General features: G+C 34.6%; 21 protein-coding genes. 8 read left to right on the top strand and 13 right to left on the bottom strand.

Annotated features, from left to right (window positions below; all coding sequences use genetic code 11):
• Nucleotides 1–141 precede the first annotated feature (141 nt).
• The 4 genes from IPM51_04075 (at nucleotide 142) to IPM51_04060 (ending at nucleotide 3,511) form a co-directional block, all read left to right on the top strand.
• On the top strand, nucleotides 142–1,647 hold the full coding sequence (locus tag IPM51_04075; GenBank protein MBK9283478.1) for a F0F1 ATP synthase subunit beta: 1,506 nt from the start codon (nucleotides 142–144) through the stop codon (nucleotides 1,645–1,647).
• 18 nt (nucleotides 1,648–1,665) lie between these two features.
• Complete coding sequence (gene atpC, locus IPM51_04070; GenBank protein ID MBK9283477.1) at nucleotides 1,666–1,902, top strand: ATP synthase F1 subunit epsilon; 237 nt, start codon at nucleotides 1,666–1,668, stop codon at nucleotides 1,900–1,902.
• Between the two features lie 91 nt (nucleotides 1,903–1,993).
• Complete coding sequence (locus tag IPM51_04065) at nucleotides 1,994–3,049, top strand: sensor histidine kinase (protein MBK9283476.1); 1,056 nt, start codon at nucleotides 1,994–1,996, stop codon at nucleotides 3,047–3,049.
• A gap of 114 nt (nucleotides 3,050–3,163) precedes the next feature.
• Nucleotides 3,164–3,511, top strand: a complete 348-nt coding sequence (locus tag IPM51_04060) for a hypothetical protein (protein ID MBK9283475.1) — start codon at nucleotides 3,164–3,166, stop codon at nucleotides 3,509–3,511.
• Here IPM51_04060 and IPM51_04055 read toward each other — a convergent pair whose 3' ends face one another.
• Nucleotides 3,512–4,132 (bottom strand): hypothetical protein, encoded by a 621-nt coding sequence (locus tag IPM51_04055; protein ID MBK9283474.1) that lies wholly within the window; start codon nucleotides 4,130–4,132, stop codon nucleotides 3,512–3,514.
• Nucleotides 4,133–4,260: 128 nt separating this feature from the next.
• Here IPM51_04055 and recG point away from each other — a divergent pair, with 128 nt between their 5' ends.
• Together recG and IPM51_04045 are read left to right on the top strand one after the other, a co-directional pair.
• The gene (gene recG / locus IPM51_04050) at nucleotides 4,261–6,357 is read left to right on the top strand and encodes an ATP-dependent DNA helicase RecG (protein MBK9283473.1); all 2,097 of its coding nucleotides are present in this window, start codon (nucleotides 4,261–4,263) and stop codon (nucleotides 6,355–6,357) included.
• Nucleotides 6,358–6,391: 34 nt separating this feature from the next.
• Nucleotides 6,392–6,811 (top strand): hypothetical protein, encoded by a 420-nt coding sequence (locus tag IPM51_04045; protein MBK9283472.1) that lies wholly within the window; start codon nucleotides 6,392–6,394, stop codon nucleotides 6,809–6,811.
• A 2-nt stretch (nucleotides 6,812–6,813) separates the two neighbouring features.
• On the opposite strand, the gene IPM51_04040 is transcribed toward IPM51_04045, so the two are convergent.
• From IPM51_04040 to IPM51_04010, 7 genes are all read right to left on the bottom strand, one after another.
• Entirely contained in the window at nucleotides 6,814–7,401 is a 588-nt protein-coding gene (locus IPM51_04040; protein MBK9283471.1) for a sugar transferase, read from the bottom strand.
• Nucleotides 7,402–7,419: 18 nt separating this feature from the next.
• Nucleotides 7,420–8,634, bottom strand: coding sequence for a DegT/DnrJ/EryC1/StrS aminotransferase family protein (locus IPM51_04035; GenBank protein ID MBK9283470.1), 1,215 nt, complete (start codon nucleotides 8,632–8,634; stop codon nucleotides 7,420–7,422).
• A gap of 89 nt (nucleotides 8,635–8,723) precedes the next feature.
• Nucleotides 8,724–9,716: a Smr/MutS family protein gene (locus tag IPM51_04030; protein ID MBK9283469.1), complete on the bottom strand. Its 993-nt coding sequence runs from the start codon at nucleotides 9,714–9,716 to the stop codon at nucleotides 8,724–8,726.
• Nucleotides 9,717–11,750: a ComEC family competence protein gene (locus tag IPM51_04025; protein MBK9283468.1), complete on the bottom strand. Its 2,034-nt coding sequence runs from the start codon at nucleotides 11,748–11,750 to the stop codon at nucleotides 9,717–9,719.
• A 58-nt stretch (nucleotides 11,751–11,808) separates the two neighbouring features.
• Entirely contained in the window at nucleotides 11,809–13,170 is a 1,362-nt protein-coding gene (locus IPM51_04020; GenBank protein ID MBK9283467.1) for a T9SS type A sorting domain-containing protein, read from the bottom strand.
• On the bottom strand, nucleotides 13,100–13,951 hold the full coding sequence (locus tag IPM51_04015) for a hypothetical protein (GenBank protein MBK9283466.1): 852 nt from the start codon (nucleotides 13,949–13,951) through the stop codon (nucleotides 13,100–13,102). The genes IPM51_04020 and IPM51_04015 overlap by 71 nt, the downstream gene beginning before the upstream one ends.
• A 19-nt stretch (nucleotides 13,952–13,970) precedes the next feature.
• Complete coding sequence (locus IPM51_04010) at nucleotides 13,971–14,903, bottom strand: SPFH domain-containing protein (GenBank protein ID MBK9283465.1); 933 nt, start codon at nucleotides 14,901–14,903, stop codon at nucleotides 13,971–13,973.
• A gap of 60 nt (nucleotides 14,904–14,963) precedes the next feature.
• Here IPM51_04010 and IPM51_04005 point away from each other — a divergent pair, with 60 nt between their 5' ends.
• Nucleotides 14,964–16,121 carry a tetratricopeptide repeat protein gene (locus IPM51_04005; GenBank protein MBK9283464.1) on the top strand — a complete coding sequence of 386 codons (1,158 nt, stop codon included), beginning with the start codon at nucleotides 14,964–14,966 and terminating at the stop codon, nucleotides 16,119–16,121.
• Here the strand turns inward: IPM51_04005 and apaG are convergent.
• The 5 genes from apaG to IPM51_03980 form a co-directional block, all read right to left on the bottom strand.
• Entirely contained in the window at nucleotides 16,118–16,504 is a 387-nt protein-coding gene (gene apaG, locus IPM51_04000; protein MBK9283463.1) for a Co2+/Mg2+ efflux protein ApaG, read from the bottom strand. The two genes, IPM51_04005 and apaG, sit on opposite strands and share 4 nt — an antisense overlap.
• 155 nt (nucleotides 16,505–16,659) lie before the next feature.
• Nucleotides 16,660–17,106: a 50S ribosomal protein L9 gene (locus tag IPM51_03995; GenBank protein ID MBK9283462.1), complete on the bottom strand. Its 447-nt coding sequence runs from the start codon at nucleotides 17,104–17,106 to the stop codon at nucleotides 16,660–16,662.
• Between the two features lie 15 nt (nucleotides 17,107–17,121).
• Nucleotides 17,122–17,385 (bottom strand): 30S ribosomal protein S18, encoded by a 264-nt coding sequence (locus tag IPM51_03990; protein MBK9283461.1) that lies wholly within the window; start codon nucleotides 17,383–17,385, stop codon nucleotides 17,122–17,124.
• 21 nt (nucleotides 17,386–17,406) lie between these two features.
• Nucleotides 17,407–17,775 carry a 30S ribosomal protein S6 gene (locus IPM51_03985; GenBank protein ID MBK9283460.1) on the bottom strand — a complete coding sequence of 123 codons (369 nt, stop codon included), beginning with the start codon at nucleotides 17,773–17,775 and terminating at the stop codon, nucleotides 17,407–17,409.
• A 79-nt stretch (nucleotides 17,776–17,854) separates the two neighbouring features.
• Nucleotides 17,855–18,742, bottom strand: coding sequence for a carboxypeptidase regulatory-like domain-containing protein (locus IPM51_03980; protein MBK9283459.1), 888 nt, complete (start codon nucleotides 18,740–18,742; stop codon nucleotides 17,855–17,857).
• Between the two features lie 155 nt (nucleotides 18,743–18,897).
• On the opposite strand from IPM51_03980, the gene IPM51_03975 reads away from it, so the two are divergent.
• Nucleotides 18,898–22,095: a M1 family metallopeptidase gene (locus tag IPM51_03975; protein MBK9283458.1), complete on the top strand. Its 3,198-nt coding sequence runs from the start codon at nucleotides 18,898–18,900 to the stop codon at nucleotides 22,093–22,095.
• The last annotated feature ends 16 nt before the right edge of the window (nucleotides 22,096–22,111 follow it).

The following is a 22,111-nucleotide window of genomic DNA, read 5'->3' as shown; positions in this document are numbered from 1 at the left end:
AAAACAAATGATAATGCTCAGTTTTAAGTTCAGAAAATCATTTCTTTTTGTTAAGAAACGTCTAATAAAAATGGTGCTTTTTTTATAAAATTATAAGAAAACCATTACCTTTGCGCCTGAATTTAAAAACACAGAATTTATATGTCAAAACTAGTTGGTAAAATTGCTCAGGTTATTGGTCCAGTTATCGATGTTCGCTTCGATTTAAACGGTGGAACACTGCCAAATATATTAGATGCCTTAGAAATTGTAAAAGGCGGTCAGAAAATTGTACTTGAAATTCAACAACATATTGGTGAAGACACCGTAAGAACTATTGCAATGGATAGTACCGACGGTGTTTATCGGGGAATGGAAGTGGTAGTTACCGGAAGAGCGATTACTATGCCAACCGGTGATAAAGTGAAAGGAAGACTTTTTAATGTGGTTGGTGAAGCCATTGATGGAATTAACACTGTTGATAATACGGGCGGATATGCTATTCACCGTCAGCCACCAAAATTTGAAGATCTTTCTACTTCAACTGAAGTTTTATTTACCGGAATTAAAGTAATTGATTTAATTGAGCCTTATGCAAAAGGAGGTAAAATTGGATTGTTTGGAGGCGCAGGTGTAGGTAAAACCGTATTAATTCAGGAATTGATTAATAATATCGCTAAGGGGCACTCGGGATTTTCGGTATTTGCCGGTGTAGGTGAGCGTTCGCGTGAAGGAAATGACTTATTAAGAGAAATGATTGAATCGGGCATTGTAAAATATGGCGATGCCTTTAAGCATAGTATGGAAGAAGGCGGTTGGGATTTAAGTAAAGTAGATCTTAAGGAATTGGAAAAATCGCAGGCAGCCTTCGTTTTTGGTCAAATGAATGAGCCTCCGGGAGCCAGAGCGCGCGTTGCCTTATCCGGATTAACACTCGCCGAATATTTCAGAGATGGTGAAGGCTCTGGTCAAGGAAAAGATATTTTATTCTTTATTGATAATATTTTCAGGTTTACACAAGCCGGCTCCGAGGTTTCCGCCTTATTAGGCCGTATGCCTTCTGCGGTTGGCTATCAGCCTACTTTAGCTACTGAAATGGGATTGATGCAAGAACGAATTACGTCCACTAAAAAGGGATCGATTACCTCTGTGCAAGCTGTTTATGTGCCGGCGGATGATCTTACCGATCCTGCTCCCGCTACAACTTTCTCACACTTAGATGCAACTACCGTATTAAGCAGAAAAATTGCCGAATTAGGTATCTACCCGGCCGTAGACCCTTTGGATTCTACTTCCCGAATTTTAACCCCTGCGGTTTTAGGTGAAGCTCATTACAATTGTGCTCAACGTGTTAAAGGAATTTTACAGCGTTATAAAGAATTACAGGATATTATTGCCATCCTGGGAATGGATGAATTAAGTGAAGAGGATAAACTAATTGTTCATCGCGCTCGCCGTGTTCAACGTTTCCTTTCTCAACCTTTCCATGTTGCTGAACAATTTACCGGATTAAAAGGTGTATTTGTAAGTATTGAAGATACTATTAAGGGCTTTAATATGATTATGGACGGTAAAGTAGACGAATATCCTGAAGCAGCCTTCAACCTGGTAGGATCCATTGAAGAAGCTATCGAAAAAGGAAAGAAAATTTTATCAGAAAATAAATAAAAGCTTTAATTGCCTAACATGAAACTCGAAATTATTACCCCTGAAAAAAAACTATTTGAAGGTTCTGTTAAATCGGCAGTTTTTCCGGGATCTGAAGGAAGCTTTGGTGTGATGAATAATCATGCGCCATTAATAGCAACACTTAAAAATGGTAAAGTAACTTTGATTGAAGAAGACAATAACGAATTGGTATTTGAAGTTAAAGGCGGAGTAGTTGAAGTTGGAAAAAATGGCGTAATTGTTATCGCAGAATAAATTGAAAATTAAAGAATGTACACCCCGGATTATCCTCCCGGGGTTTTTTTATTCTACGTATTCCATGTAATTGATTAATTTTACTCTTAGTTTGTCTGGTAAAAGTAAAATATCTGTTCGGATTTTCGTTTTAAGCTTAATCAGTTGTATTTTAAGTGTTGTTGCATTCTTAACTATTTTGAAAATCGGAAGATTTAATGTTGACCTTACTTATTTCCTTTTATCCCTGTTTATATATTTTGTAGTAAGTATTATCACACTTTATTATTTTTATTTTATTGATATCGCTTCAAAAATCAATGAACTAAGTGCTAAAATTAAAAGCAAATTTCTTTACAAAGAATTGCCCAAAGCCAGAAATCAACTGGAGGAAATTGATAGCCTCGCCGATTTGGATGAACAAGTTGACGAATTAATACTAAGCCGTGAAAAGGAATTGTTACAAATAAAAAATTTGGATAGTTACAGAAAGGAATATATTGGCAATGTTTCTCATGAACTAAAAACTCCCGTATTTAACATTCAAGGTTACGTGGATACTTTAATTCATGGAGGTTTACACGATGATTCCATAAATATGGAATACTTAAAAAGAACAGAAAAAAGTATTGATCGTTTAATCAATATCATCGACGATTTAGAAACTATTACGCAGCTGGAAACCGGTGATTTGAATCTGGAAAAGGATAATTTTGATATTGCCGTTCTAACGAAAGATATTTACGCAGCATTGGAAATGAGTGCTGCTAAAAAGAAAATTAAACTCGAATTAGCTAAAAAATACGATAAGCCCATTCTGGTTTACGCCGATAAATTCAGAATAAGACAGGTATTGGTTAATCTAATTACGAATAGTATCAAATACGGTAAAGAGGATGGTACAACTACAATTAGTTTTAATTATTTAAATGATGACGTAGTGGTTCAGGTTAAAGATAACGGACCCGGCATTGAAGAAAAACATTTAGCAAGGGTGTTTGAACGCTTTTACCGCATTGATAAAGGCCGAAGCCGCGAACAGGGTGGTACCGGATTAGGACTAGCCATTGTTAAACACATTATTGATGTTCACTCCAAATCTATCAAAGTAGAAAGCGTTGTAGATAAAGGCACAACATTTACTTTTTCATTGGAACAGGGAACCTGATAATTCCATGGTTCTGCTTAAATTCACTCATTTTATTAATAATTATTGATTGGTTTTTAACATTTTTATTGCAGGAATTGACCATATTTAGTAAACTTGCACAAAATTGTTACAATGGCAGAAATTCACATCACCGGAATTCAATACATAGAATTAAATGCGGAAGAGGGACTTGACTTTAAATACAAGCCTGAGGTTCCTAAACTTAAGTTAGTTGGCACACTTTTGGATGCAGCCAGTGAAGATGAAGAAGAAGGAATTCTATTCCTGACTCAAAAACAACTGAATCAAATTCTTATTAATAAAGATGTTGATTTAAAAGTTCAGGATGACCGCTGGTTTTTAAATAAACCCTTAACTAAAGAACAATTAAAAAAGGTTGGACTTGTTGATGTTGATGCTGAATTTATGGGCAATGCCGGTGAATTCAAGTGTTATGAAGCAGTAAAAATTTCAGATTAGTTACCAAACAGCCGGACCTTTTTTTGTACTCATTTTAGATTTCGGAAACAACAAATAATAAAGTTGATCAGGCCAAAGCATTAACTTCAAACTGATTATTGGAGAGCTTATTCGTTCAGTAATTCTTTTATCCTTCAACACCATTCTGCACCCAAAATCCGAACCCAAACCAAGCCATCTGAAAATTTTAAATTGCACGGTAATTCCGGGTTCATACAAAAATATAGCATACTTAGGGTATGCATTTAAATCATATTTGGCCCTGTCTTGATACCAAGCACCGCCTCCCCCAATCTGAATCGGTACGCTTAATTGCCATCTCTTTGTTTTGTGAAAAACAAAATCTGCGTAAAAACACAAGTATGCAAATTTTAAATATCTATCTGTAATAATAACTTCATTATTTTCCTGTATTAAAATACGTCGCTCAAAATAATTTGTATTTAACCAACTTAACCCTCCACCTAATCTCAACTTTCTATTAAATGCAATACCTAACCTTACTCCCCTAACCATGGTAGCTGTGTTATTTATTAATCCGTATCTTGATTCAAGCCGCGCATCTACATGTGATCGTTGATTAAACACATTATGAAGTGTATCTAAGAACTGAGCACTCACTCTTAAACTACACAAGCATGTCATTATTAGAAATAAGCGTGGCATTAATCAAATTTAAGTGTATAAATCGCCAAAATATTTGATACATATAAATTGTTTCAACAAAAGCTTGTAATTAAATTAGTAAAATGCTTGATACCCCAATTGAATATTTAAAAGGAGTTGGTCCGGTTCGTGCCGAAGTATTAAAAAAAGAATTAGGAATTTTTACTTATAAAGATTTATTGGAGCATTATCCATTCCGATATATTGATAAAACAAGCTTTCAAAAAATTGCTGAAATAAATTTGGAAAGCGGACCCGTGCAACTAAGAGGTAAAATTGAACATCTGGAAATGGTTGGTCCGAAAAGAGGCGGACGTTTATCTGTTTTATTCAGAGATAACACCGGCCTAGTTGAATTGGTTTGGTTTAAAGCACAACATTGGATGGCCAGTAAACTCCAGAGTGGAAAAGAATATATTTTGTATGGTAAACCTACATTTTTTAACGGAAAAATAAATTTCGCACATCCTGAAATTGAAATGGCAACAGAAGAATCGTTATCAACCAGAAGCCCATTTCAACCCGTATACCATAGTACTGAAAAATTAAAGGTGAAAGGATTGGAAAGCGAAGGGATTCGAAAATTAATGAAAATATTAATTGATCAATTAAAACCGGAAAATATTCAGGAAACATTTCCTCAGGAAATGATTAGCGATTATCAATTCATAAGTAAATACCAAAGCTATTCGCTAATTCATTTTCCAAATTCTGAAAGTGAAATGACATCAGCACGAAAACGAATAAAATTTGAAGAATTATTTTTCATTCAACTGAGATTATTGCGAATAAATAAAAACAGAAAAACAACCGGCATTGGTTTTCATTTTAAAAAAGTTGGTGAGGCTTTTACTTCCTTTTTTGAAAAACATTTGCCCTATGAATTAACCGGCGCACAGAAAAGAGTTTTGAAAGAAATCAGAACGGATACCGGAAGTGGTCGACAAATGCATAGGCTAATTCAGGGTGATGTAGGCAGTGGGAAAACATTAGTAGCACTAATGAGTATGCTCATTGCAATTGATAATAACTTTCAATGTTGCATGATGGCTCCCACCGAAATACTAGCGCAACAGCATTTCGAAACCTTTAGCAATATGTTAGGTGACATGGATATTCGCTTTGAAATTTTAACCGGTTCAACGCCGGCAAAAAAAAGAAAAATAATTGATGAAAAATTATTAAACGGTGAATTACAGATTTTAATAGGAACACACGCGTTAATTGAAGATAATGTGCAGTTTAAAAATCTGGGTTTAGCAGTAATTGATGAACAACATCGATTTGGTGTGGCTCAACGAGCTAAACTATCTGCTAAAAACATTCATCCTCCTCATGTATTACTTATGACCGCTACTCCAATTCCAAGAACGTTAGCTATGACTTTGTACGGAGATTTAGACAGCAGTATTATTGATGAATTACCACCTGGCAGAAAAGCCATAAAAACTGTTCATTATTTTGAAAGTCAGCGATTAAAAGTTTTTGGTTTTATAAAAGAACAAGTGAAATTAGGCCGACAAGTATATATTGTATATCCATTGATACAGGAAAGTGAAAAAATGGATTTAAGAAATTTGCAAGAAGGATATGATCATTTATTGAATGAATTTCCCCCACCTGAATTCCAAATCAGTATTGTGCATGGCAAATTAAAAAATGATGTGAAGGAAAAAGAAATGCAAAGGTTTGTAAAGGGCGAAACTCAAATTATGGTTGCCACAACAGTTATTGAAGTTGGGGTAAATGTTCCTAACGCTTCAGTGATGATTATTGAAAGCGCAGAACGATTTGGACTTGCCCAATTACATCAATTAAGAGGTCGAGTTGGAAGAGGCGCAGAACAAAGTTATTGCATACTTATGTCGGGAAATAAGTTAAGTCGGGAAACTAAAACCAGATTGGAAACCATGGTGCGAACGAATGATGGATTTGAAATTAGTGAAGTTGATTTAAAATTAAGAGGTCCGGGCGACATTGAAGGTACAGTTCAAAGTGGTGTAATGGATTTAAAACTGGCAGACTTAGCTAGAGATGGTCAAATATTACAAATGGCTAGGCAATGCGCTGAAATATTATTGGAAGAAGACCCTAATTTGCAATTACCAAAAAACAATGCGGTTTTACAAGGTTTAAATACCTTATCAAAAGCGAAAAAAGACTGGAGTAAAATAGGTTGAGTAACTAAAAATAAATTAGTATTTTTAATACATCTTGAGTTCAACACCATATACCAACTCCATAAGAACAAATTACGCAACTGTATTTTATAATGACAGCAGTTTCATTAAAACAATTTTAGATAATGATTCTGAAATGGAGTTGGAGGATATCATTGCACAGCGGGAATTATATGCTAAAATCACCCTGGGCAAGAGACATGTAATTCTGGTGATAGCAGGTGCACGTACTTCAGCCACCAAAGAAGCCCGAGAATACGCTGCTAACAATCCCGTGTTGGGTAGATTAGCTGAAGCGGTAATTATTAAATCCATGTCGGTTAGAATTTTAGGAAATGTATATATCAACTTTAATAAACCTAAAGTACCCACCAAATTATTTAAAACAGAAGAAGAGGCCGAAGAATGGCTACGAGATATTTTAAATCAAAATTCAGAACAACAGATGGCCTGATTTTAAGCTAATATTTTTTTAATAGTTAGAAAAATTATTTTTAAATCGATTAGCACTCCTGCTTCTTCTACATATTTCTTATTCAAATTTAATTTTGCCGGCATCACTTCATCAATATAAGTTTTTTCGGGATTAGCAGATTTAGCCAATAATTCGTTTTCATTATAATATTCCAGAGAAGCATAATCGGTTATCCCGGGTTTAACATTCAAAATTTTTAATTGTTCATCTGTATATAATTGCACGTACTTTCGAACTTCCGGACGAGGACCTACTAAACTCATTTGTCCCATTAGTACATTAAACAATTGAGGTAATTCATCTAGTTTATACTTTCTCAAATAGTAGCCTATTGCCGTAACACGAGGATCACGTCCGCCAACCGTAAGTAAACCCAATAGATCAGAATTTTTTCTCATGGTACGAAACTTGATTAAGGTGAAATCCTGATTACATTGCCCTACTCTAACTTGTCTATATAAAACAGGCCATCCATCATTTAATAAAATAAGTACTAGGATAAGAATAAAAACAGGCAATAGAATAACAATTCCGCAAAGTGAAAATAGAATATCAAAAACTCGTTTCAAGGAAGGGAATAGCTTATTTTAGGAATTTAATACTTTTTGAATACTTTCAATTACTGCGCGAGCTACGGTTTGCACTTGTTCGTCCGTGAGGTTGTAGTATAAAGGAAGTGATATTTCTCTGCAATAATTATCATAAGCTGTTTTATAATCTGTTACCTTATAACCTAAATTCGCGTAAAATGACATGGCGGGCACCGGAAGAAAATGCACATTAACACTCACATCTCTATCAAAAATTTCCTGTATAATAGCATCGCGTTGCTGTTCTGAAATTCCACGTATTCGCAGAGGATACAGGTGATAAGAGCTCTCACGAATAGAATCCTGAAAAATAGGAAGTTCAATTTTAGGAACATCTTTCAGCAAAGTGTGATATAAATTTGCAATGTGTTTTCTTTTTACCAAAGTATCATTCTCGTATCTGGCCAATTCAACCAATCCAATGGAAGCCGAAATATCCGTCATATTGCATTTATAACCCGCTTCTGTAACATCGTATCGCCAGCTTCCTTTTTGAGTTTTAGCTAAAGCATCTTTATTCTGACCATGCAAACTTTTGATGCATAATTCATTATAAATTTCATTATTATCAAATAAATTTTCATCAAAATTTAAGGCGATGGCGCCACCTTCAGCAGTAGTTAAATTTTTAACTGCATGAAAGGAGAAAACAGAAACATCAGTTAGCGATCCGGCTTTATTACCTCGCAAACTTGCACCTAAACTATGCGCTGCATCACTTAACACCATAATGCGTCCCAATTTTTTCTGCACTTCATTTGCAGGTACAAACTTATCCTTGTACACTTCCACCAATTCATTAATTACTTTATAATGACAAGGCATTCCACCAAAATCAACAGGAATAATTACCTTAGTTTTATCCGTAATATAATCACTTAACAAACTCACATCTAAATTAAAATCATCGAAATTCACATCCACAAAAACAGGTTTGGCGCCACAATGAATTACAACATTGGCAGTAGCAGAATAGGTATAAGCGGGAATAATAACTTCATCCCCTTCTTTTACGCCGAACCACCTCAGCATTAATTCCAGGCCGGCCGTAGCACTGTTTAAACAAAGTGTTTTTTTATTGCCACAGTACTCGGTAAGTTTATTTTCAAATTCTTTGGTACGCGGACCGGTTGTAATCCATCCGCTTTTTAAAGCATCTACAACTGCTTCACAAATTTTATCGTCAATTCTTGGGGGTGAAAATGGAATCATAAAATTTAGGTTTATCTAATATCGTAAAAAATAATCCCAAATTGAAAAAATTGACAGGGAGTTGTTCACATAGTACTCCACAAAGGGAATTACAGGATATTGACCTGCGTAGCTCCGAAACCGAATTCTTTATAGGGTGCATCATGAAAAGTTATACCATTAGTCGTTTTAAGAATTTGCAATATCTCAGCTTTTAATCTTCCGCTTCCCACTCCATGTATAAAAATAATTTTTTTTAAATTATTTTCGATGGCTTGATCTAATTCTTTCTCAAATCGTTCCAGTTGAATATTTAACTTTTCATAACTCGACAAACCCTTAGTATCCTTTACTAACTCTTCTATATGAAGATCGACTTCCTTCTCCAAAGACTTAAAGTATTGCTTTTTACTTCTGGAAACTGAAACAGAAGATTTAAACTCTTTTATAGCTGCTATCCTTTTAATATCCTCTTCGTTTAAAGTTTGTAAAACCTCTTTAGTATTATAAAATTCTTCCTTTAAAATAAACCCGTAAACCGGATTTTTAAATTCATCGTGCTGTATTTTCTTTTCCGTTTTCAGTACCTGTTCATTAATACTTAATATTTCGGCAATTGGTAATTGAGCCTTGAAATGCGAATTTTTGAATAAAATACAATTTATTTTATGATACTGAAATTCCTTAAAAAAACTAAGTTTAACTTGCTTCAAAAGTACTTTTTGATAGGCCCCTAATTCTCCATGCTTAAGCGTTTGATAATACTCCCCTTCTTTAATTGAATACGTATATAGCATTTGAAAAGAAGAAGCATTGTAAATAAATAAACGATATTCGTTCACCAATAATTCGAGTTCATGATCAGGCTCAATGATAAAATAAATGGCATCTGCATCACCGGGTTCTGTGCTCATTTCAATATTATCGGTATCCTTATCTAAGATTAAAGTAGTATGAATTGGAACCAAATCTTTTACAGGATAAGGAATTTCAAAACCATCAGAAAGCTCTACGTAAACAGTAGTTGCATTTTTTATTCGCGTTACTTTTCCTTCGCCCTTTTCATTCAAAAAACGAACAATATCTCCAATCCTCAATTTCATTTAAATCTCTTTTATATAAGCTCCTTTTTCAAAAGTACTAAAACAATTAACTCCATATTTCAGGCATAGTTTTTTAGTTTGCAAACAAGTTGTGTATGAATTAGATCCATCACAAACGACCAACTGCACATTTTTTAAATTTAAGAATGATTTTTCAGATAACTGATAATTGTTTGTAATAAGTATTGTTTTATTCAACGGATTATTTACCCCAAAGGGTAATGCGTGTTTACCCAAAATTTGTATTTCACTTCCCGGCATTTGAATGCGGTTAAACTCTTTTGTATAAACCTGGGCATGATTAAATGAAATAATGTGATTGCGAATATGAAAATTATAATCGCTTTTTTCATGCGGATTTATATATGTGAACATTGTATTTTTAATCGAAGCTATAGATTTATTTTTGATATGATAAGTAGTAAACTGACTTGAACTTTTGGCATAGTACGCCTGAATGACCGAATTAAACTGCCAGATTATGAGAAGTGCAAAAAAAGAAACTACGCTGCGATAGGATCTGCTACGGAAAATCTGAAATACTAAAAGTAATAAAATACTCAGGAAAATAAAATCAACAGAATTAAAATCTATATTATCAATATAACCAATTGCCGGATTATTGAACCAAGTAATAAATCCAAGCATAAATACTACCAATTTATTGATTATATAAATTGTGAACTTAAGTTTAAAAATTACCGGCAAAACCAAAATCATTAAAACAAAAGTAAGAGGCACTATTAATAAATTACAAAGTATAAACCATAGTGGAAATTGTTTAAAATACAATAAGGTAAATGGCAGCGTGGTTATGGTTGCAGCCAAAGAAGTAAAACTTGCATTCATTAAATAACATAATGCTTTGTTTTGTGTTGTAATTAGAGTTGTAAATTTTGGATGCAAATAAATAATTCCAAACACAGCCGAATAACTTAGTTGAAAACCAACGTCAAACAATAAATAGGGATCTAACAATAAAAGTAAAAAGGCAGAAAAAAATAAAATATTAATACTATTTCTGGCGTTATTCTTAAAAAAAAGTTGACCTATACCTAAAATACTAAACATAAGCACCGCTCTAGTTACCGGAGGTGCAAAACCGGTAATTAAAGCCAGCAACCATAATCCGGAAATAATAAAGATGAATTTTAGTACGGGCCATTTCCTTTTGATTTCAAAAAAGCTAAATAAAAAAGACAAGGTTAAAAAAACTAAACCGGTATGTAAACCCGAAACAGAGAGTACATGCAATGTCCCTGTATGCGCAAAATTATCCAAAATCTCTCTTGAAATTTCGGAATCATATCCGGTGATTAAAGCGGAACAAATGGCAACAGCTTCCGGAGACAAATCGGAAGTTTTAATATTTTGGAGTATCATTTCCTTCAAACGTATCCCCCATTCTTGCAATACATTTAAACCTGAAGTAGTTGCTGCCGCAAACATTTCACTTTCGTTAATAAAACAAATATGATTTATTTGATTCCTATGCAAATAACTCTTGTAATTAAATTCAAGAGGATTTAAAGGTGATGGCGGTTCCAATAATTTAGCCTCAATAACAAATTGCTCACCGGCTTTGATTCTTTTTTGATTTGGAGTTTTTTTCAAATAAACAATAAAATCCCCTGTTGAAGTTTTGTATTTATTTCCGGCCAAAACGCCTTGTACTTTTGCCTTCAACTTTAACGTTTTTTCTTTCTCTAACGGTAAATCTGCTATAGTAATCAGAAATTTATTTCTTTCTTTTATGTTTATGGCATTCGCATAATACGTATTGCAGTTTTCTACATTCTTCTTTTGAATTACTGCTGCGCCAAAAAAGAATAAAAATAAATCACAAGCTGCTAAAAAAATTATTTTTGAAATGCCCGAAGATTTATCAAATAGAAACAGAAAAAGAATAATTGAAATAATTATGAATACAAATGGGGTAAAATTATTGTTTTCAAAAAGTAGTACTGCACAACTTATTCCCGCTAAAAAAGGAATCAGAATTCTTAAAAATGGTATGTGTGAAAAAACATTCAAAATTTCAACAAAAAAAAATCCCGCTACCAAGTAACGGGATTTTTATTAATGAAAAAAATTAGTCAATGATTAATTTTCTGCTCATTACAGCTCCATTAACACTCACATTTACAAAATAAATTCCATGACTTAATGTTTTATTTTTATTTACATCAATTGATTGTTCACCTGGATTTAAATTATAATTTTCTGTAGGTAAAACTTGTCTACCCATGATGTCTAAAACTTCAACGGATACTTTAGATGCGTCATGTAAATTAAACATCAAAGCAGTTTGCCCGTTAGTAGGATTTGGTGCCATTCTGAAACTTAAACTCTTGGTTAATTCATTTACACCATTAGGATCTGAGAAAATAATATCATCCAAAAAGAAGTTGTTTCCAAATCCAACACCACCTACATCTTCTTGGAACATGAAACGAACCATAACACTAGGATAACCAGTGTAAGTAAACCAATTCGGGTGTGCGTAAACATCATATAATTTCCATTCACTTGCTGCAGGAGTATAAGGACTTGAAGTCACACCACCTGAACCACTCGCCATAGTAGCAGCGCTTAATCCAATAATTGTGTTCCACGTTCCGCCACAATCAATAGAACCTTGCACTTCAAATTTATCGTTGTTACTTGCTGACGCTCTAGCGTAAGCATACTTAAATGTAAATACCGTATTATTTACATTTAATTGCGGATTTATAACCGGCATAACTAAATAATCAATGTGATTAGCAAAGTTGGTTGCACCACGAATATAATAGGAGCTCGTTCCATCAATTGCAGCCTGATTAGTTTGCGCCCAGGTAACTGAACCTCCATTGTTATTTACAACAGTCCAATTTGCAGGTAATCCCGGTGCTTCAAAGCTTTCAAAATAATTATTTGGAACTTGAACAGAACCATCTAACACTGTAATTGTTTTAGAAACAGAACTTGAACCGGTTCCGTTCGTAACAGTTAATGTAACTATACTAGTACCCGGAGTTGGAAATACAATGGATGTTTGAGAAGCCGTTGGCGTTGCAGCCGTACCTGAAGAAACGGCCCAAGCATAAGAGGCAATAGTACCGTTATAGGAAGCACTCTTCATGATTAAAGAACTACCTGAACAAACCGTATAACTTAAATTATTTGATATAATGTCGGCAATAGGAGCACAAATTCCGGAACCATTTACATCGGTTGCTGTTAAATTTGTTCCTGACCATAGATTATTTCTGCCGGAACCACCACCTGTAGCAAGTGCCGTACGCATTCTGTTTGTTTGATCTGTTGTGAAATTAATCGGGCAGTCAGAATAATTCATGATGTTTTGAATATTATCTAATCCCCCGCTTCCCGGACAAGTATTACCAGATAAACTGGATGGGCACCCCGTGAAATTTCCTTTTGGTATCGGGGGTATCTGCGCATCCGTCATCTCCACAAGCAACTCCAGGAGCGTTAGTATTCCCCCAAGTATGTGATAGATTTAACCAATGTCCCACTTCATGTGTTAATGAACGGGCTTGTGCATTCTGTAAAAAGTTAAAGCGATAAACGATAGCATCGTGCGGATCTCCGGAAGGCCATGTGCCCGGCTTGTAAGTATAACCCACAATAATTCCGCCACCGGTTACCGTTCCTTGAGGCACTATGTTTCCAACTACGTAAATATTTAAATATTTTGTAGGATCCCAAGTATAGTTCCAATAAGCGCCACTCAATGCTGATGATTGGCTCCAATTTGTTTTCGCATCCACATGTCTAATAATTCCGTTAGTGCAATTGCCTGCAGGATCTTTTTTGGCCAACATTAATTTGATTTCGGAATTAATATAAAGCGAGCTAAACGGAGCAGCTGTTAACGAAGCATCTCCATGTGCTTTTGCAAAATCATCATTCACCCATTGTAAAGCAGAAATCATATCTGCATCCGGTAAATTTTCAGCACCACCTTGATGTAAAACATGAAACACAACCGGAATGGTATAAATTGGAGGTGCTAATGTTTTATTTTGATTGTTTTTATACGCAAGAGCATCTTTATTTAATTGTTCTTGTTTTTGTTCATACAACTTGCGCGCTTCAGGATTAGACTCGAAATACGCTTCCATTGCTTCGTAAGTACCGCAAGGATAAACTTTATTCGATTGACCAAAACTGTTTAAACCGCTAAGGAGCGCTACAGCTAGACCAAGAATTGATAGATGTTTTTTCATGTTTATTTGTGTTTGTTATTTAATCTTTTTTGTTTTGATGTAGCTGATTTAAAGCCATCATTTGTTTTAAGCTATTTTGCATTCCATCCAAACTTCCATCCAAAAATATCACATTTCCTTTTCCCTCTTGTGCAAAGTTTTTCACAGATTCTGTCCACATACTGAACAATATCAAAGAAGCATCTAATTCCGCTTCTTTCATTTCTTTAGCAGCGCCGGCCATACCTTTGGCTACCTCCTGACGGAAAAGTGCAATACCTTGACCTTTTAATTGCGAGGCATCTTTTTCTGCCTGCGCAGAAATTTTTATGGCATTACCATCTGCTTCTGCCGCTTTAGTTTTAGTAATCAATAACGCCTGACCTTCATTTTCAGCCGCTGCTTTTAAGTTATTACTGGCAACCACTTTGGCCATTGAACGCATCACCTCTTCATCAAATGTTATGTCATTCAATTGTAAATCTATCAGATGATAACCCCAACCTTCTAGAATTTGATCCAACTGGTCTTTCACCGCATCAACAATATCTCTACGTAGAGATAAAACTTCCGCTTGTTTTTTAGTTGCAACAAAAGCACGAACCGAACCTTCGATAGAACGAACCAAAGCCTGCATAAAATTTCTTTCATCCACAAATTTAAATGCAACACTCTTTATGGTTTCAGGATCACTATTGATTACAGAGTACAATAACATGGCGGTAAAATTTACATTGGCCTGATCAATAGTTACAGCTTGAAAACCTAATTCGGCACTTCGGTTTTGAACGGATATTTTTTTGAAAACCCGCTCAATAATTGGAATTCTGAAATTTAACCCCGGACTTAATATTCTGCTGAACTTTCCAAAAATAGTAGTAACGGCCACCTTACCTTGCTGTACAGTGACAATGGAAAGCAACAATGTTAACGTTATTAAAATTATAATTATCAATGTAAAAGAGCCGGGCATAAAACTTATATTTGTTAGAATTGTTATAAAGATAATAAAAAATGAATGTATTTCAAAGGAATGAGCAGACTTATTGAAATAAAATACAGCACATTAATAATATTATTTATTTTGTTAAATTTTGTGATTCCTGCTCAGGAATCACCAACGGATAGCGTTACAAAACACGCAAATTATACTGAAGAAGTAGATGAATATAACAATGACGACGACGAACCTGTTATTGATACAACCGCCGAATATATTAAGGCTTATCGAAATGGCATGGCCTTAGTTGATTCCGGTAAATTTAACGATGCTTGGCCCATATTTAAAAAAATTATAAAAGAACATCCGGATTTTTATCAAGCGTATGTAAGAATTGCATATATCTATTACAAATTAGACCGATTTGATGATGCAGAAAAAAACATTCTAAGAGCAGAAAAAATAAGACCTTTAAGTTTTGAGGCTTTACGGGTGCAAGGAATGATTTATCATGACGTGTTAGATTTCCCGAGGGCAAAAAAAGCTATAGACAGCGCGGTCGCCATTTCTAAACGAAAAAAAATTGATGATCCGGAATTGTATTATTATCAGGCCATGCTCATGTTTAAAGGGAAAAGTTATAAGCCGGCAATTCTTACACTTATTACTGCCCTTGATTGGAAGCCTGATTACTTAAATGCATTAAAACTGAGAGGTGAAATAAGATATACCATGAAAGATTATACTAGAGCCATACCCGAACTGGATGAAGCGATAAACGCTATGCCTGAAAAAGAAATAGATTATTACTATTATAAACTTAGAGCAATAAGTAAGTTTAATATTCGTGATTATCAAGGGTCCATTAAAGATTGGTCGGTGGTGATTGATAATGATGAAAAAGATGAAGAAGCTTTTACCTTCAGGGCCAATGCAAAAATCAATATTGGTGATAACAGTGGAGCTATAGATGACTTAGATAAGGCAATAAAATTGAATCCAAAAAATCCGGTAAATTATTGTCACAGAGGAATAGCAAAAAATCAAAACAAAAGCTATGTAGAAGCATTAAAAGATATGGACCAAGCCATTAAATTAAAATTCAATTATGCCGAAGCTTATTTCAGAAGAGCGTGTATTAAATTAAACAGTAAAGATAAACATGGAGCTTGTGACGATTTATCCAAAGCCGAAAGCCTTGGCGACCCGGATGCGCATAAATATTTTGACCGATTTTGTAGGGTAAATTAATTCATTTTGGCCGGCACGATTAATTCAAATCTTGGAATTTCGGCATTAAATTTTTGCCCGTCTAAAATTCGCTGCATGGTGTAAAATCCTTTCATATAACCCATATCGGTGAGTAAATTGCATCCACTATTGTACTCGTAGCTTTCGCCCGGCTCCAGCACCGGAGTTTCACCTACCACTCCCTCACCTTCTACAACTCGTTTCTCTCCGTTACTGTCAAATATATCCCAGTGTCGTGAAAGTAACTGAACAGTAAATTCGCTTTTGTTTTGGATTTTAATAAAATAAACAAAGAAATAATGATTCTCGCGCGGCAAACTTTGCTGCGAAAGGTATTTTGTTTCTACCGAAATTTCAATGCTATGTGTGCTGATTTTTACCATTATTCCACTACAATAATAAACCGTTTTTTTTAAAAACAATCATTTTATTGAATAATTAACGATTTTCATGATAAATATCGCAGAAACTAAAGTAAAAAAAAACAAAAAAGCCTTCGCTTTTATAAAACGAAGGCTTTTTAAATATTAAATACTAATTATTCAGCAACTACTTCAAAATTTACATTTGCAGTAATTTCTTTAAATAAACGCACTTTTGCACTATATGTTCCTAGTTGCTTTACGCTTTCTCCGTTAATTTCAATGTTCTTACGTTCTACATTAAATCCGGCTTTAAGCAAAGCATCAGCAACCTGAATAGTGGTTACAGAACCGAAAATTTTACCATTTTCACCGGCTTTAGCTCCAACTTTTACTGTAACATTTGCCAATTTTTCAGCATTTACCACAGCTTCAGCACGTAACTTTTCTTCTTTAAAAGCTGATTGCTTTAATATTTCAGCATGCATTTTCTTAGCGCTGTCGGTTGCCAATACGGCCATTCCCTTAGGTAACAAAAAATTTCTACCATAACCGTTACGAACGGTTACCATGTCATTTTTATATCCTAAACCTTTTATATCTTGTTTTAAAATAACTTCCATTTTTCTTTCCTCCTTTTATTTTAACAAGTCAGCTACATAAGGCATTAATGCTAAGTGACGTGAACGTTTCACGGCCTGCGCAACCTTTCTTTGAAATTTTAAAGAAGTACCTGTTAAACGACGAGGCAACAATTTACCTTGTTCGTTAACAAACTTCAATAAAAAATCAGGATCCTTATAATCTATATATTTAATTCCGCTTTTCTTAAAGCGACAGTATTTTTTCTTCTTAGCCTCCACTGTTGGGGGATTCAGATAACGTATATCGTTTTGTGCCATTTCTTTTACTTTTTTAAATTATTAAGCTGCACTTTCCTTTTTCTTCGACTTCGCTTCAGACACTTTGCCTTTACGCTTATCAGCATATGCAATAGCATGCTTGTCAAGTGCCACAGTTAAAAAACGTAATACTCTTTCATCACGTTTATACGCAACCTCAAGATTAGAAACAATTTCTTCACCCTCACCTGAGAATTCAAATAATTGATAAAATCCTGTAGTTTTTTTCTGGATAGGATAGGCCAATTTTTTTAGGCCCCAATGCTCTTCATTAACGATTTTGCCCCCCAAATCGGTAATGGACTTTTTAAATTTTTTCGCGGCCTCCTTTGCCTGATCATCAGACAAAACGGGAGTTAAAATGAAGACCGTCTCGTAGCGTTTGCTCATTTTTATTTTTTATTGGGGTGCAAATATACTTAAAAGTTTGAATTCCGAGCCAAATTTAAAGGGCTTTTTTGCCTAAAATTCAAGATTTTTTGGTTTCTTGCTCAAATATTCCTTCTGTAATCACTTCCTTATCCCGGTAAAATACTACACCACCCCAATGAAATCTCTTTTTCACATAAATCCAAACCTTACCGTTTACTGCTACAATACGTTGTATAGCAAAAATTTCTTTGCTTTCAAATACCTGCTCTTCTACGCTTTTTTTATAGCTTTTTACATCCGATTTCTTTAACATTTCAGTTGATTCACTCAAAACCGCCAATTCACATTCTACCTGATTAAGCATTATTTGTAAAGTGTTTTCCATTTCACAAATCTTAATTTCCTCTTGCTGCCTCAATTGATCCTCTATTTGCCTTTTAATTCGCTCTTCTTCTCCTAATTTTAATTGGTAATCTGCTTTGAGTTTTGCTAAATAAGCCTTTACTTGTTCTTTTCGTAATTCTTTCATGGCTTCTTTTTTCGAATGTAAATAGTCCGCGTCAAAACAAATATTATCTCTGGTTTTATTGTATGAGTACACATTCATGGGTTCATCGAATAAAGAGTAATCAACTCCTTCGTAAAATGTAAATAATACCACATTAGCTACATGATCAGCAAAAGGAGTTTTAGATTTATCCGCCGGTATATTTTGTGTGTTTACAACATATTTTTTCGCAACATAACCTTCTTTAGAAATAATTACTTGATATTCTCCGTTAAGCGGCAAATACAAATTATAGTCACCTTCCCCATCCGTACTAAATGAATTATACACCAAACTATTTTGCTTCACTAAAACGGAAGCTCCGCCTATTACCTGACTGTTTTCATCAAATACACGTCCTTCAAAATGAATGAAAATTTGTTGTGCTTGAGTTAAAAAACTAGAAATTAAAAGGAAGGATAAAAGTAATCTGGTCATGCTTGCTAATTGCGCTTAAAAAGTGGCAAAATTAGCTAATCTTTAGCATAACTCCGCAATTTCATCGATAAATATTAACCATTAAGCGTTAAAAATAGTGGTTTTATGCTTTTTTGGCATAAAAGCTTACCTTTAGTTTTTTAATACTATTAAGTATGAATTTTGGTCGTGTTTTTGTACTGTTTTTATTGGTTTTATCGGCTCCTGAATGGCTATCTCAAAACGAATATATTGACTATCGCTCCACCACAAATCCCTTGTATTGGAAAAACAGAAAACCATACGAAGGTTATTGGCAGCAGGATATACATTATAATATTAAAGCGGAAATTAATGACAGTACAGATATTTGTTCTGGACAAGAGGAAATTATTTACTGGAATAATTCGCCCTATGATATTTCTTTTATTTATGTACATCTATTTAATAATGCACAAGCCAAAGGCTCTTATTTATCCGACTTGTATAAAAACAATGATTATAAATTAAAATACAGCAAATACAGAAAAGAAGGTTTAGGAACAACCATAGAAAAAATAAGCAGCAATGACACAGAACTTAAAACAGAACTTGATAATACTATTCTTAAAGTATACTTACCAAAAATTTTACGTTCCGGCGAATCGGTAACCTTACAAATCGATTTCAAAACTTATTTCGATAAAGAAGTGATTCGTAACCGAATGAAAATGTTTAATTCATTTGGTCAGAAACACTATGATTTAGTGCATTGGTATCCACGGGTAAGTGTAATCGATCGAAAGTTTATCTGGAACACTGATCAACACATGGATCATGAATTTTATGGCGATTACGGATCTTTCCATGTTGAAATTACTATGCCTTCGCATTATGTGGCTGATGGAACCGGCGTTTTAACCAATGAGATTGAGGTTTTACCTATGGAATTGAGGCAAAAATTAGATATCCATAATTTTCTCAAAAAACCTTTCAATTCTCCACCTTCCATTATCACTCCTCGCGATGGCACAAAAAAAACCTGGAAATTCAGTGCCATTAATGTACACGATTTTGCCTTTACGGCTGACCCGAATTACCGCATAGGCGAAAGCAATTGGAATGGCGTACGATGCATAGCGATGGTGCAAGAGCCGCATGCTGCCGGATGGTATAATGCTTCGCAATATATTGCTAAAATAATGGAAGTGAATTCTTATAACATTGGAGCTTATCATTACCCCAAAATGATTGTTGCCGATGCGCAGGATGGAATGGAATATCCCATGCTAACTTTATGTGGCGGTTTCGATCCGGGTTATCGTTCTTTAATTATACATGAAATGACACATAACTGGTTTATGGGAATGGTTGGGAGTAATGAAAATTACAGAGCTTTTCTCGATGAAGGTTTCACGCAATTTTATACAGCTGATACTTACCAATTCATTGATGGCGCTATTGAAATTACACCAAAACCAAAAAGTAAATATTTACAAAGGTTTATGGAACCACAACGCGTGTTAGATAATGAAATTTACGGTGGTTATTTTCGGAATACGGTAATTAGAAAAGAAGAAGCAACTTTAAATACACATAGCGATGATTTTAATGGAGCGATAAGACACGGTGGCGGTTACTCACAAGTATATACTAAAACGGCTACAATGCTCAAAAACCTGGAATACGTTTTAGGAAGAGCGCTTTTTGATAAAGCCATGCAACATTATTTTAACCAATGGAAATTTTGCCATCCCTACCCTGAAGATTTCCGGAATTCTATCATACAATTTACCGGAATAGATTTGAATTGGTTTTTCGACCAATGGTTAGAAACCAACAAAACAATAGATTATAAAATTGGAAGAATAAAAAATAAAGGAAAAGGAAATTACCAAATCACTTTTAAACGAAAAGGAGAAATGCAAATGCCGCTTGACTTTGTAGTGATTGACAAAAGTGATTCGGCACGACATTATTATATACCCAATAACTGGTTTGAAAAACCAACACGCGCGAATACCCTTCCGCGTTGGATTGGTTGGGGACCCAAATTAAAAACCAGTTATACAGCCAGTTTACAAATTAACAACGGAATAAAAAATGTAATTATTGATCCTTCTTACCGATTAGCCGATGTGGATATGACCAACAATATTAAGAAGGGCAAATTTTCGTTGCGTTTTGATTCAAAAGTGTATAATCCGCCAAATTGGAGAAAGTATGATATGCGCGTCCGTCCGGCTATTTGGTATAATGGCTATGACGGATTAAAATTTGGAGCTGCCTTGAGCGGTGATTATTTACAAACCAAACATACATTTGACATTACCGGTTGGTTATCTTCAGGTTTAGGACAAATGTCTTTTGATTCAACCGTGGCTATAAATAAGTTTAATTTATTCTCCTTTATTTTTAACTATAAAACAAGTATTCACCGCATCATTAAAAAATCAAATATATATCTTCAAGCGAAATCTTTAGACGGATTAGATGGTGCAACCGCAGGAATTGAAAAATTCAGCAACAATGATAAAACCAGATATTACGCCCATGTGAAAGCGATGTTAAGAGATTTGCCGCGTGATATGGTTTATTTGATGAATGGCAGAGAATGGGGATATCAAAAACTAAATAGCGCAATTCATTTAGGACTGGAACATAATTACCGTTACCCACGAGGCACAGGAAATATATTAATCAACTTACGGTCTGCGGCTTTCACCAATGATTATGATTTTTCGGCAGCAAGTATTTGTAGTGTGAATAAAAATGATTTGGGCAAAATTAATATTAACACCAGGGTATTCGGTCAAATTGGATTCGGAACTAAACTGCCTTCCGAATCGATGTTATTTGCTGCAGGTGCTAACAACGAAGAATTAATGGAAAATAAATTTACCCGGTCTGTTGGATTTTTCCCTACCGATTGGGCCGGATATGGTAATGTTACCAATCATTTCACTGCAGGTGGCGGTTTAAACTTACGTGGCTTTTCGGGTTATTTGCTTGCCGAATTAAATCCCGATGGTACCTATAGTTATCAATACAAAGGGATAACAGGCGCTTCTTTCAATACTGAAATAGAATTTGGTGAATTATTTTCATTTATGAATCCTAAGTTTTTAAAAAACAGTATCAAAATTCAACCTTATTTCTTTGGTGATGCCGGAATCATCAATAAGAACAAACCGGGTACAGCAAATGTGATGACAGATGTAATGGTGGATGCCGGAGTTGGTACCACACTTAGCATTGTTCGGTGGGGTTCTTTGCATGGTTTAAAACCATTAACCATACGATTTGATGTTCCATTTTTCATTAACCGACTGCCATATGAGGAAAGCGATTATATTCAGTTCAGATGGATGTTGGGAATTAATAAAGCATTTTAAAAAAAATCCCCTTCGA

The organism is Sphingobacteriaceae bacterium, from assembly GCA_016715905.1.
Taxonomy (GTDB): Bacteria; Bacteroidota; Bacteroidia; order B-17B0; family Aurantibacillaceae; genus Aurantibacillus.
This window is presented reverse-complemented; position numbering and strand designations above follow the sequence as displayed.

Excerpts from the sequence above, each read along its gene's own strand:
- atpC (MBK9283477.1), top strand. The coding sequence starts at position 1,666 with ATGAAACTCGAAATTATTACCCCTGAAAAAAAACTATTTGAAGGTTCT.
- IPM51_04010 (MBK9283465.1), bottom strand. The coding sequence starts at position 14,903 with ATGCCCGGCTCTTTTACATTGATAATTATAATTTTAATAACGTTAACA.
- IPM51_04060 (MBK9283475.1), top strand. The coding sequence starts at position 3,164 with ATGGCAGAAATTCACATCACCGGAATTCAATACATAGAATTAAATGCG.
- recG (MBK9283473.1), top strand. The coding sequence starts at position 4,261 with ATGCTTGATACCCCAATTGAATATTTAAAAGGAGTTGGTCCGGTTCGT.
- IPM51_03975 (MBK9283458.1), top strand. The coding sequence starts at position 18,898 with ATGAATTTTGGTCGTGTTTTTGTACTGTTTTTATTGGTTTTATCGGCT.
- IPM51_04005 (MBK9283464.1), top strand. The coding sequence starts at position 14,964 with ATGAGCAGACTTATTGAAATAAAATACAGCACATTAATAATATTATTT.
- IPM51_04015 (MBK9283466.1), bottom strand. The coding sequence starts at position 13,951 with ATGAAAAAACATCTATCAATTCTTGGTCTAGCTGTAGCGCTCCTTAGC.
- IPM51_03980 (MBK9283459.1), bottom strand. The coding sequence starts at position 18,742 with ATGACCAGATTACTTTTATCCTTCCTTTTAATTTCTAGTTTTTTAACT.
- IPM51_03995 (MBK9283462.1), bottom strand. The coding sequence starts at position 17,106 with ATGGAAGTTATTTTAAAACAAGATATAAAAGGTTTAGGATATAAAAAT.
- IPM51_04075 (MBK9283478.1), top strand. The coding sequence starts at position 142 with ATGTCAAAACTAGTTGGTAAAATTGCTCAGGTTATTGGTCCAGTTATC.
- IPM51_04030 (MBK9283469.1), bottom strand. The coding sequence starts at position 9,716 with ATGAAATTGAGGATTGGAGATATTGTTCGTTTTTTGAATGAAAAGGGC.
- IPM51_03990 (MBK9283461.1), bottom strand. The coding sequence starts at position 17,385 with ATGGCACAAAACGATATACGTTATCTGAATCCCCCAACAGTGGAGGCT.
- IPM51_04035 (MBK9283470.1), bottom strand. The coding sequence starts at position 8,634 with ATGATTCCATTTTCACCCCCAAGAATTGACGATAAAATTTGTGAAGCA.
- IPM51_03985 (MBK9283460.1), bottom strand. The coding sequence starts at position 17,775 with ATGAGCAAACGCTACGAGACGGTCTTCATTTTAACTCCCGTTTTGTCT.
- apaG (MBK9283463.1), bottom strand. The coding sequence starts at position 16,504 with ATGGTAAAAATCAGCACACATAGCATTGAAATTTCGGTAGAAACAAAA.
- IPM51_04020 (MBK9283467.1), bottom strand. The coding sequence starts at position 13,170 with ATGACGGATGCGCAGATACCCCCGATACCAAAAGGAAATTTCACGGGG.